This is a genomic window from Sulfurimonas sp. (genome assembly GCF_018698455.1).
GTDB lineage: Bacteria > Campylobacterota > Campylobacteria > Campylobacterales > Sulfurimonadaceae > Sulfurimonas.
Genome location: NZ_JABIOQ010000057.1, coordinates 1 through 11,911 on the forward strand (window position 1 = coordinate 1; position 11,911 = coordinate 11,911).

General features: G+C 33.8%; 12 protein-coding genes. 11 read left to right on the plus strand and 1 reads right to left on the minus strand.

Features of this window, described 5'->3' with window-relative positions:
- The 11 genes from HOG88_RS08135 to HOG88_RS08185 form a co-directional block, all read left to right on the plus strand.
- The coding region (locus HOG88_RS08135) for an LptF/LptG family permease (RefSeq protein WP_295005033.1) at positions 1-581 on the plus strand (581 nt) is incomplete at its 5' end.
- 55 nt (positions 582-636) lie between these two features.
- Entirely contained in the window at positions 637-1,848 is a 1,212-nt protein-coding gene (gene lysA, locus HOG88_RS08140; RefSeq protein WP_295005035.1) for a diaminopimelate decarboxylase, read from the plus strand.
- Between the two features lies 1 nt (position 1,849).
- Positions 1,850-2,626 (plus strand): HAD-IIA family hydrolase, encoded by a 777-nt coding sequence (locus HOG88_RS08145; protein ID WP_295005037.1) that lies wholly within the window; start codon positions 1,850-1,852, stop codon positions 2,624-2,626.
- Positions 2,623-3,735 (plus strand): prephenate dehydratase, encoded by a 1,113-nt coding sequence (gene pheA, locus HOG88_RS08150; protein WP_295005039.1) that lies wholly within the window; start codon positions 2,623-2,625, stop codon positions 3,733-3,735. The genes HOG88_RS08145 and pheA overlap by 4 nt, the downstream gene beginning before the upstream one ends.
- 44 nt (positions 3,736-3,779) lie before the next feature.
- Positions 3,780-4,874, plus strand: a complete 1,095-nt coding sequence (gene hisC / locus HOG88_RS08155; RefSeq protein WP_295005041.1) for a histidinol-phosphate transaminase — start codon at positions 3,780-3,782, stop codon at positions 4,872-4,874.
- A 19-nt stretch (positions 4,875-4,893) separates the two neighbouring features.
- Complete coding sequence (gene fliF, locus HOG88_RS08160) at positions 4,894-6,612, plus strand: flagellar basal-body MS-ring/collar protein FliF (RefSeq protein WP_295005043.1); 1,719 nt, start codon at positions 4,894-4,896, stop codon at positions 6,610-6,612.
- 3 nt (positions 6,613-6,615) lie between these two features.
- Complete coding sequence (gene fliG, locus HOG88_RS08165; RefSeq protein ID WP_295005045.1) at positions 6,616-7,644, plus strand: flagellar motor switch protein FliG; 1,029 nt, start codon at positions 6,616-6,618, stop codon at positions 7,642-7,644.
- Positions 7,644-8,429 (plus strand): flagellar assembly protein FliH, encoded by a 786-nt coding sequence (fliH, locus tag HOG88_RS08170; protein WP_295005047.1) that lies wholly within the window; start codon positions 7,644-7,646, stop codon positions 8,427-8,429. Before fliG ends, fliH begins: the two co-directional genes overlap by 1 nt.
- 6 nt (positions 8,430-8,435) lie before the next feature.
- Positions 8,436-10,247 (plus strand): 1-deoxy-D-xylulose-5-phosphate synthase, encoded by a 1,812-nt coding sequence (dxs, locus tag HOG88_RS08175; RefSeq protein ID WP_295005049.1) that lies wholly within the window; start codon positions 8,436-8,438, stop codon positions 10,245-10,247.
- Between the two features lie 81 nt (positions 10,248-10,328).
- Entirely contained in the window at positions 10,329-10,763 is a 435-nt protein-coding gene (locus tag HOG88_RS08180) for a DUF4395 domain-containing protein (protein WP_295005051.1), read from the plus strand.
- On the plus strand, positions 10,764-11,168 hold the full coding sequence (locus tag HOG88_RS08185; protein ID WP_295005052.1) for an Rrf2 family transcriptional regulator: 405 nt from the start codon (positions 10,764-10,766) through the stop codon (positions 11,166-11,168).
- Between the two features lie 4 nt (positions 11,169-11,172).
- On the opposite strand, the gene pgeF is transcribed toward HOG88_RS08185, so the two are convergent.
- On the minus strand, positions 11,173-11,901 hold the full coding sequence (gene pgeF, locus HOG88_RS08190) for a peptidoglycan editing factor PgeF (protein ID WP_295005053.1): 729 nt from the start codon (positions 11,899-11,901) through the stop codon (positions 11,173-11,175).
- Positions 11,902-11,911 lie beyond the last annotated feature (10 nt).

Below are 11,911 nucleotides of genomic sequence, written 5' to 3' on the forward strand. Positions count from 1 at the left end.
AAGGGATTCGTGTATTTAATATCCAAAATAACTCTTTAAAAGAAGTTCTTCTTGCTTCTGTAGCATTTTATAGAGATGGCTACTGGAACATTAAAAATGCAGATATTATAAAAAAACCAGATGATATGAGTTTTACATCTCTAGGAATTGAAGTTACAAAAGATGAGGATTTGAAGATTCTCAAAGGTTTTAGACCTAAGGTTTTAGATCAAGTGTACGAGGGGAAAGTAAACTTTACGATCAAAAATGCAATAGATGCAATTATACTTTTAAATGAACAAAATATGAATACTAGTAGTATAAAAGGGGCATTATATAAGATTTTTGTCTATCCATTTTTTGTGCCCTGCCTGATTGTTATAATCTTCTTTTTTGTTCCAATTAGTGCCCGTTTTTTAAATGTATCTCTTTTTAGTTTTGGAGCAATTTTAGCTACACTACTTATATGGGGACTACTTTTTGTGCTTATAGAACTTACAAATACAAAGACAATTCCGAGTGAAATAGGTGTTATAGCCCCTGTATTTATCCTCTTTCTTATAGCCTTTCGACAGTGGCGAAAATACCGAGTAGCTACTTAACTCCCTTATAAGCACACTTTAGGTAAAATCACTTAAAAAAGAGTGCGGAAACTTTATGATTGATTTTAAAAAACTTACAGAAAAATATCAAACACCACTTTATGTGTATAACTTTGACTATATGACAACACAGTATGAAGAACTTAAGTCTGCATTTAAAGGGAGAAAGTCTATTGTTGCATATGCAGTAAAAGCAAATTCTAACCTAAGTGTTGTAAAACACTTTGCTCGGATGGGAAGTGGTGCAGACTGTGTGTCTATTGGCGAAGTTAGACGTGCTTTTCTTGCAGGAATACCAGCGTACAAAATTCTTTTTTCAGGTGTTGGTAAGCGCGATGAAGAGATTCGAGAAGCGATAGAAAAAGACATTTTATACATCAATGTTGAGAGTGAAGCTGAACTTGGCCGTGTTGAAATGATAGCTAAAGAGTTAAAAATAAAATCTCGTATAAGCATACGTGTAAATCCTAATATAGACCCTAAGACACATCCATACATTTCAACTGGACTTCATGATAATAAATTTGGCGTAGATTTAAATACAGCAAAACGTATGTATATCATGGCAAATAATTCTGAATTTTTAGATCCGGTAGGAATTCACTTTCACATTGGATCACAACTCACAGAACTGGGACCAATCCGTGAATCAGCAGAGATTGTTGCTGACTTAGTTCGCTCACTGCAAAATATAAAGATAGAGCTAAAATTCTTTGATATTGGTGGAGGAATAGGAGTCAAATATGATAATGAAACTACGATTAAGCCTTATGACTATGCACAAGCAATCTTAGGCACATTAACTGCACTTGATCTAACAATTCTTTGTGAACCGGGGCGTTTTTTAACTGCTAACGCTGGTTACTTTGTTAGTAAAGTACTCTATGAGAAGCAAAATGGAGCTAAAAAGTTTGTAGTTGTTGATGGTGCTATGAATGACTTACTTCGTCCATCTCTTTATAATGCTTACCATAAGATAGAAGCTATTTCAGAATCAACATCTCAAGAACGTCCAGTAGATATAGTTGGTCCAGTGTGTGAAAGTGGAGATTTTTTTGCAAAAGACTATCCTTTACCGGAATTAGCTCATAATGATTTAGTAATTGTACATAGTGCTGGTGCATATGGATTTGGAATGGGAAGTAACTATAATAGCCGTGGAAGAAGTGCTGAAGTGGCTTTAGAAAATGGCCAAGATCGACTTATCCGTAAACGCGAAACTTTTGAAGACTTAATCGCGTTAGAGCAAGAGTTCTTAAAGGATTAATTTGTACTTTATAGATGTTCAAGGTACCTTAATAAGTGATGAAGATAAATTCCCTATTCAGGGAAGTATAGCATTTATAGAAAAATTGAATAAAGAAAATATTCCTTATATGATTATCACGAATAATACAAAACAATCTTCTAAAGATTTTCATACTTATTTGAATTCTGTAGGACTTAACTTTTCTTATGAAAAGTATCTTGATCCACTTATGTTACTCCAGTTAAGAGTTTCTCAAGAATCAGTAGCAGCCTATGGTGCAGCTGCTTTTTTGGAAACTCTTAAGTCTATGGGTTACACACTTAATTATGAAAAACCCCAAACAGTTTTAGTGGCAATAAAAGAGGATTTTTGTGCTGATGAATATGCACAAATGATCGACTTTTTGCTAGATGGTGCTTCATTAGTAGGAATGCATGAGACTTCCATATATGCAAAAAACTCAAAACGCTATCCTGGAGTTGGGGCAATTTTAAAAATGCTTGAATTCTCAACTAGTAGTCCTTATAGTGTTATAGGAAAACCGAGTGTTGCATTTTATAAAGAAGCATTGAGTAAGTTACAAAAACAAGATTCAAATGCCTCTTATGAAGATATAGTGATGATAAGTGATGATGTGAAAGGTGATTTAGGTGGTGCAAAAGAGCTTGGAATGAAAACTATTTTTGTTACAAGTGGAAAGTATAGAACCAAAGAAGAAATAGTCCCATTGTTAGATGAGAGATTAAAACCAGATTTTGTATATCAAGATATGCAAGAAGTATTGGAGAAGATATGAAAAGTAGTAATGACTGGAAGACTTTAGAAGATTGTAGAGATGCGATAGATAGTATTGATAGCGAGATGTTAGCTCTTTTAAATAAGCGTATGAATATTGTCCAAAGAGTTGGTGAGATAAAAAAAGATACAGGTGGTGCTATTTATAGACCTGAGCGTGAAAAAGCAATAGTTGAAAGACTTACGAAGTTAAGTGAAGAAAAGCAAGGCCTTTTAAATGCAAGTGCAATAGAAGCTATCTTTTTAGAGGTTTTTGCCGTTTCTCGTAATCTTGAACTTCCTGAACGTATAGCCTACTTAGGCCCTGAAGGAAGCTTTACACACCAAGCTGCTGAAAGTCGTTTTGGTGCAATGAGTGACTACTTTTCACTTGGGTCTATTCATTCTGTATTTAAAACACTTGAAGCTTCTCGTGCAAAGTTTGGAGTTGTTCCTATTGAAAATTCAAGAGATGGAATCGTTGGAGAGACACTAGACTTACTTTCTAAAAGTTCTGTAAAAATAGTGGCAGAACTTTATATGCCAATTCACATGTCATTTGCAACAAAGGCAAGGAAACTTGAGGATATAACAAAAATATATTCTAAAGATAAAGGCTTTGGTCAGTGTCGAGAGTTTTTAAATGAGCATGGTTTTGTAAATATAGAGCAGATACCAGTAGAGTCAACTGCAAAAGCAGCAATCTTAGCCGAAGCAGATGAGAGTGCAGCTGCAATATGTTCTCATATAGCAGCCAAGCTTTATGGTGTGCCCACTATGTTTGAAAACATCGAAGACGAGCATGGAAGTGCTACTCGTTTTATTATTCTAAGTGACTTTAAAAATGCTATAAGTGGCGAAGATAAAACATCGATACTTGTCAGGTTGAAAGATGCAGTAGAAGCTGGTTCTCTTGTGCATTTTCTACAAGACTTTGATACACAAAATATTAATTTATCCAAAATTGAATCTCGCCCATCAAAAGACAAGGGTGGATTTGGTTACTGGTTCTATATAGATTTTTATGGTCATATTGATGAGCCAAGAATTCAAAAAGTTTTAAAAACACACACAAATGAAGTTACATGGCTTGGTAGTTATGTAAAAGGTGAGGACTCAGATAATGGATAAATGCAGATGGCTTGGTAGTTATGTAAAAGGCGAGGACTGAAACAATGAAATTTAATAAAAAATTAGAAAGTATAAAAACATATGAGGCTGGAAAGCCCATTGAACTTGTTGTTAGAGAATTTGGGATTGATCCTAAAGATATAATAAAACTAGCAAGTAACGAAAACCCTTATGGATGTTCTCCTAAAGTGATAAAGTCAGTAAGTAAAATAGTCGCTAATATGGCACTTTACCCTGATGATAGTATGACAAAACTAAAGAATGGATTACAGTCACGTTTTGAAGTGGAGGAGAATAATATAATCATTGGAAGTGGTAGTGATCAGGTAATTGAATTTATAATGCATGCAAAAGCAAATGCAAACTCAAAAATACTTATGAACAGTGTTACTTTTGCCATGTATGAAATTTATGCAAAACACATAGGGGCAGTAGTGATTCGTACAACTTCGCAAAAACATGATTTAAATGAATTTTACGAGCTCTATAAAACAGAAAAACCAGATATTATCTTTTTATGTACTCCTAATAATCCAACTGGCGATGCTATAGATAGAGACGAAATGATGGCATTCATTCAAAAGATTAATAAAGATACTTTAGTAGTTATTGATGGTGCATATATGGAATATACTATCTATAAGAACAAAGCTAAAAGTGTTACTCCAAAAGAACTTATCAAAAAGTATGATAACGTGATTTATTTAGGGACATTTTCTAAGGCTTATGGACTTGGTGGTATGAGAGTTGGATATGGAATTGCAGACTCTAAAATAATTAAAGAACTTTATAAACTAAGACCACCTTTTAACATTACGACACTCTCGCTTGAAGCGGCATCTATTGCACTAGAAGATGAGGAATTTGTAAACAATTGTATCTCTTTGAATTTTGATGAGATGAAACGCTATGAAGAGTATGCAAAAAAGAAAAAAATAGATATAATAGAGAGTTATACAAACTTTGTTACATTATGTTTAAATGAGACACAGAACTCTACAAATTTAGCAAATCACTTACTTAAACGTGGAATGATTATACGTGATTTAAGTGGATATGGAATGAACGCGATACGTGTAACAGTTGGAACTCCGGAACAAAATAGTCGCTTCTTTGAACTAACATCAGAATTATTATAAATTTTAAAATGAGAGATTAATGGATTTTAAAGCACTTTTTTCACAACTTGTTGTTTTATATGTAAAATTAACAAAACAACAGAAGATTATTATTACTGGGGCTATTTTTGGTATTGTCTCATTTTTGATATTTTTGGTTGTATTTACTTCAAGTCAAAATAAAAAAGAAAATTATGAAATACTTTTTGATGAATTAAGTTCATCTGATGCAGCAAAAGTAGTTGCACAACTCGAAAAGGATGCAGTTCCCTATAAAATTGGTGCTAATAATATTATAAGAGTACCGAAGAATGTTGTCTATAAACAGAGAATAAACATAGCCTCTCTTGGAATTCCAAAAGAGAATGGGGTAGGATTTGAGCTTTTTGATAAACAAGAGTTTGGTGCTACGAGTTTTGATCAGAAAATAAAACACTTACGTGCTTTAGAAGGTGAGCTATCACGTACAATTAATGCACTCTCTCCTATAGAGAGTGCAACAGTAAGTCTAGCACTTCCTAAAGATACTTTGTTTGTTTCGAAGCAGGTTGCTCCAACAGCTTCTGTAATGGTTGAAATGATAGAAGGTAGAAATTTAAACTCTAAACAGATTAGAGGAATAAAAAATTTAGTTGCAGCTGCTGTTCCAAAACTTTCTTCATCCAATGTTATGCTTATAAGTAGTGATGGAGAGACTCTTGGCGATGAAGATGAAATGTCACAAATGGGAGACCTTTCTGTTGTTCAACAAAAGTTTAAAGTTAAAGAAGAAAAAAAGAAACAAAGAAAGATAATGAGTGTTATCGCTCCCTTTGTTGGTGGTAAAGATAAGGTTGTTGCTCAAGTGACAATTGAATTTGATTTTTCTATTATGAACTCTACATCAGAGACTTTTGATCCTGAAAATGTTGTGAGAAGCGAGCAGGTTAGTGAGGAGAAACGCGACGGTGGTTCTCCTGAACAAATTGGTGGTGTTCCTGGAACAGTTAGTAACATAGGCCCAGTACAAGGACTAAAAAGTAAGCAAACAAAAGAAACTTACCAAAAAAATAGTGGAACAACAAACTATGAAGTAGGTAAAACAGTAAGTACAACAAAGAGTCAGTTCGCTCGAGTCAAAAGAATTACTGCAGCTGTTGTGGTTGATGGAAAATATAAGGTGAAATTAGATGCTAGTGGAACAGTAACTAAAGAGATAGAGTATATAGCACTTAGTGATAGTGACCTTGAGGCACTTGTATCACTTGTAAGTCGCTCTATTGGAATTAATGATGATAGAGGGGATGAAATAAGTGTTAAAAATTTACAGTTTGATAGAACAAGAAATGAAGTTACAGTTGATGGTGTTAGTAGAATTGTAAATATATCGCAAATATATCTTGCTCCTTTTTCCGGATTGTTTAAGTATTTAGCAGTTTCACTATTACTATTAATCCTTTATAAAAAGGTTATTTCTCCATTTGCAGCTAGAATGCTTGAAATATCTAAGGAAGATGAAGATATTAGTACTCCATTATTAAATATTGAAGATGATGAAGATGAAGACCTTGTTGAAAAAGCACAAATGATGCGCAAGAAAGTAGAAGATCAGCTTGGTGTAGGAAGTGGTTTAGATGAGGATGAAATGACATATGAAATAACTTTAGAAAAAGTAAAAAATTTGGTTGAAGATAGTCCAGATGCAATTGCATCACTTTTTGAAGCTCTTCTAGAAGAAGAAGAAGAAGGAAGTAATATGGCTAGAGCGGAAAAAAGGTAAAATATGTCAGAATTAAGTTCAGCACAGCAATCAACACTAAATGACATGGAAATGGGAGAAAAGATAGCTATACTTCTGTTACAGCTAGGGGATGACCTTACTGCAAGTATATTTTCAGCTATGAATATTGAGTCAATAACGGAAGTTTCAAAATTTATAGCAACTAATAAGACTGTCGATAGAGAGACAGTCGTAGCAATTTTAGAAGAATTTCATGCAATATTTCAGTCTGGTAAGTATATGAGTTCTGGTGGTCTGGAATATGCAAGAGAGCTTCTGTATAGGACTCTTGGTACAGATGAAGCCAAACTTATTCTTGATAAATTATCGAAAAATATGGAAACAACTCAAAATTTTGCATATCTATCTAAAATTAAACCGCAGCAGCTTTCGGATTTTATTATAAATGAGCATCCCCAAACTATTGCACTTATACTAGCCCATATGGATGCAACAGAAGCTGCTGAAACACTTCAATACTTCCCGGATGACATAAGAAGCGAAGTAGCAATGAGAATGGCAAGACTAGGAGATATATCTCCATCTGTGATTAAAAGAGTTTCTGCAGTTTTAGAATCTAAACTCGAGTCTTTAGCAACATACAAGGTTGAAGTTGGTGGACCTCGTGCAGTTGCTGATGTATTTAACAGACTTGGTGCAAAAAGTTCTAAAGCAACTTTAGCTAATATTGAACAAGTGGATGAAGATCTCGCAAGTCTTATTAAAGAAATGATGTTTACTTTTGAAGATATTGTTTCACTTGATAAGAATGCAATTATTGAGACACTAAAAGTTCTTGATAAAAATGATCTAATGCTAGCGCTTAAATCCTCTCCTGAGGAATTAAAAGAAAAATTCTTCTCAGCTATGAGTGAGAGAGCTCGCGCTGCCTTTGAAGAAGAGATGCAATTCCTCGGGGCTGTTAAAATGAAAGATGTTGAAGTTGCACAAAGAAAAATTGTTGAAGTGGTTAATGGTCTTGCTGAGTCTGGTACAATTCAGATGGGTTCAACTGATGAGATGATTGAGTAATGGCATCAATAATATCTGGAACCAATAGAGAAAAACATCGTATAGATAAATATAACTTTAAAGTTATAGATTCTAAGGGAAATATTAGTACTAAAGAATCTTCTCCAGAAAAGATTTCCACTGAAGAAAATCATTCAAAAGCAAGGCCTTGTGATGTTGATTCTAGTGCATTAAGTATAAGTTCCAAAGACTCTCTAATAGAGTCTCTTATGCAAAAAACTGATGAAATGTCATCTAATTTCATTAAACTGCAAATGAAGCTTGAGAGTAAAGAAGAAGAATACAAGACAGAAGTACAAAGTGCGAAAGAGCTTGCATTTGCCGAGGGTATTGAAGCGGGTATAGCAAAGGCACTTAAAGATGGTGATGATTTATTAAGTAAATCCCTTGCTCTGTTCTCTTCATCAGTAAGAAAGTTAGAAGAAAATGCGAGTGAATTTGAAAATGCTTTAGAGGGAATAAAGACAGAGTTAATTTCGGCAGCATTAGATATTTCAGCCGAAGTGATTCAAGTTGAACTTTCTGAGAACTCGAATGAGGTTGCAAAAAAATTGTCCAATACACTTATTAAAGAACTTCAATCTGCATCTAATATTACAATAAAAGTTAATCCAAATAACCATGGAACAATTTCAGAACACATAGGTAAACTAGAGCATGTAAATATAATATCTGATAGTGCAGTAAGTGAAGGTGGAGTAATTGTAATGAGCGATGCTGGAAATATAGATGCACAGATATCTAAAAGATTTGAGAGAGTGAAAAAAGCTGCATTAAGCGAGTAAATAAATATGAAAATTAAAGATAAATCAATAAAAGAACTAGAAATAGTATGTGCAGATATAAGAGAAGAGATACTAAGAGTTGTTAGTAAAAATGGTGGACACCTTAGTTCAACATTAGGAGCAACAGAACTTATTGTTGCAATGCATAAAGTTTTTGACTCTAAAAAAGACCCATTTATATTTGATGTTTCACACCAGTCATATGCTCACAAGCTAGTAACTGGTCGCTGGAAGGAATTCGATACTCTTCGCCAATTTAATGGTTTGTGCGGTTATACAAAACCTAGTGAGAGTAATGATGATTATTTTGTTGCGGGACATAGTTCTACTTCTATATCATTGGGTGTAGGAGCTGCGAAAGCAATAGCCCTTAAAGGTGAAGAGAAAGAGCGTATCCCTGTTGTTATGATAGGAGATGGTTCAATGACTGCAGGTATGGTTTATGAGGCACTAAATGAACTCGGCGATAGAAAATATCCTATGATAATTATTCTTAATGATAATGAGATGAGTATAGCTAAACCCATAGGAGCTTTGAGCCGTATATTGAGTTCAGCAATGGCTTCCCCATTTTACCAATCCTTTAAGAGAACGACAGAAAGTTTTGTGGATAACTTTGGCGAAGGGGCACACTATATAGCTAAAAGAATGGAAGAATCTTTAAAGCTGATTACTCCAGGACTTATGTTTGAAGAAATGGGAATAAATTATATCGGTCCAGTGGATGGGCATAACCTTAGTCAGCTGATTGATATTATGCATACTGCAAGAAGTATGAAAAAACCTGTTATTATTCATGCCCAAACTCTTAAGGGTAAGGGCTACAACATTGCTGAAGGACAAGAAGAGAAGTGGCATGGTGTAGGTCCTTTTGATTTAGATAGTGGAGACTCGTCTAAGAAGAGTGGAGCCAAGAGTGCAACACAAATATATACAGAGATCTTACTTGACCTAGCTGCAAAAAATGATAAAATTGTTGGAGCAACTGCAGCTATGCCAGGTGGAACAGGCTTGGCTGAGCTTTTAGAAAAATATCCGACTAGATTTTGGGATGTAGCTATTGCTGAGCAACATGCAGTAACATCAATGTCCGCATTAGCAAAGGAAGGATTTAAGCCTTTTTGTACTATTTATTCTACATTTTTACAACGTGGATTTGACCAAGTAATACACGATACTTGTTTGATGGATTTACCAGTTGTATTCGCACTTGATCGTGCTGGAATTGTAGGTGAAGATGGAGAAACTCATCAAGGTGCATTTGATATATCATTTTTACGAGCAATACCAAACATGACACTTCTCGCACCTCGTGATGAGAAAAGTTTTCACCAAGCGATGGCATTTGCAAGTGAGTATAATCACCCCTGCTCTCTACGATATCCAAGAGGTGCATTTATCCCAACAGATTTAGCTGAATCTAGAACATTTGAATTAGGAAAGTCTCAACTCCTTCTCTCGAATAACTCAGAGATACTTTTCATAGGTTATGGGAATGGTGTCGGTCGTGCTTATGAAACTTCTAAGTTTATTGATAAACAAGTCAGTATATTAGACTTACGTTTTGTTAAACCTCTACATGAAGAAATGCTCTTAAATATGGCAATAAAACATAAGAAGTGGTATATTTTTTCTGATAGTGCAAAAATGGGTGGTGTAGGATCAGCAATATTAGAATTTCTAGCTAAGAATAGTATTTTAAATGTTAAGGTAACAAGTTTTGAGTATGAGGATGCATTTATTACACATGGAAACACTAAGCTTGTAGAAGAGTCTTTAGGCCTTTTACCAGAACAGTTAGCCAAAAAAATTATTTAATACCATAGTAAACAACTAAGTTTACTTGACTTTGTTTTTAATATCTAATATTATTACACAAATATAATAAGAGGTTATCTAATGAGAAATAGATCTTGTCCCGTTTCATTTATAAGCATAGATGGAAATATAACTAGAATTAGTTCATTTTATTTTGGATTGATTTTCACAGTGTATCTTTTTAGAATGTACGATATTATCATATACTTTTTAATTATTGACTTTATGGTGAGACTCTTCATTGGACAAAAATATAGTTTACTTATTATGTTGTCTACTCAAACAAAAAATATTTTGCATATACAAGAGCATTTAGTTGATTCTGGAGCTAAAAGACTCGCAGCATTGTTCGGATTTCTCTTTCTTGTAATAATTTCTATCTCAAGTATACTAGGCTTAGATATGTTGTTATATATATTCAGTGCTATATTACTGGCCTGTATTATTATGGAAGTAACAATATCGTACTGTGTTGGCTGTGAAATATATTATCTATATATGAAATACATAGTATAAATGGTAGGTATCTCTACAAAGGGTACATATGCTATTGCTGCAATGCATGTTCTGGAGCATTCTACAAATAATGAATTGATGCAGATACGAGAAATATCCGCACTCACTCAAATTTCACATGGATATTTAGAACAGATTTTAGCTACACTTAGGAAGTCTGGATTTGTGACAAGTGTACGTGGTGCCAATGGTGGCTATAAACTGTCTCGTAGTCCTGACGACATAATAGTATTAGATGTTATAGAATCTTTAGAAGGCGAACTTTTTACTCCTTATGAAGAACCCGGTGCAAGTGTTGTTCTAACGGCATTTTGGAGTGATACTCAGTCTCAAATTCGTGAAGTCTTTAATATTAAACTTTCAGATTTAGATAAGGCATTTGAAGTATACTATTATCAAATTTAATTCATTAATTATTTAGATAGATTACCCCTGCAAACCTGCCATTGTCCTTTTTATGTCGATAAGAAAAATATTTATCTTTCTTGCATAATGTACACTCGTTAGATTCTTCAATATTTTTTTCATCTATGCCAGCAAGTAAAAGTTGTTTCTTTAAAATTGCATTGATATTTAAGAGATATTTATTGTCTCTTGGCTGCAGAGCATACCCTAGCCCAAGTAACATTGCCTCATCATATATTTCGCTGCCTACTTCATAACAACAGGAATGAATATTCGCTCCAATAGCGACATAAATATTATCTATGGAAGAATTAAAATCATTGATAAATGAGGAAAGTGTAGTTTGCACTATATTTTGAAATACCCCAGATCTTCCTGCATGTGCAACTGCAATAACCTTTTTTATATCATCATAAAATAAGATGGGAGCACAATCTGCAACCATCACCATTAGTGGAGTATGTATTTTATTTGTTATAAGTGCATCACAAGTTGGAGGGCTTAAGTAATTATCTTGTTCTGTAAGGATTTGAATTTTATTTGAATGAACCTGTTTCATATGTACAAGTTTATTTTTGTCGTAATTTAATTTTTTGGCTAAGTCTTGATGATTTTTATTGACTAAGTCGATGTCATCGTTTACATGGAATGCTAGATTCCCATCATTCTTAGATGTAAAGGAGTATGTGATATTTGTAAATTGCTTTAATATGCTTATTTGATTAATTTTCATATAATAATTA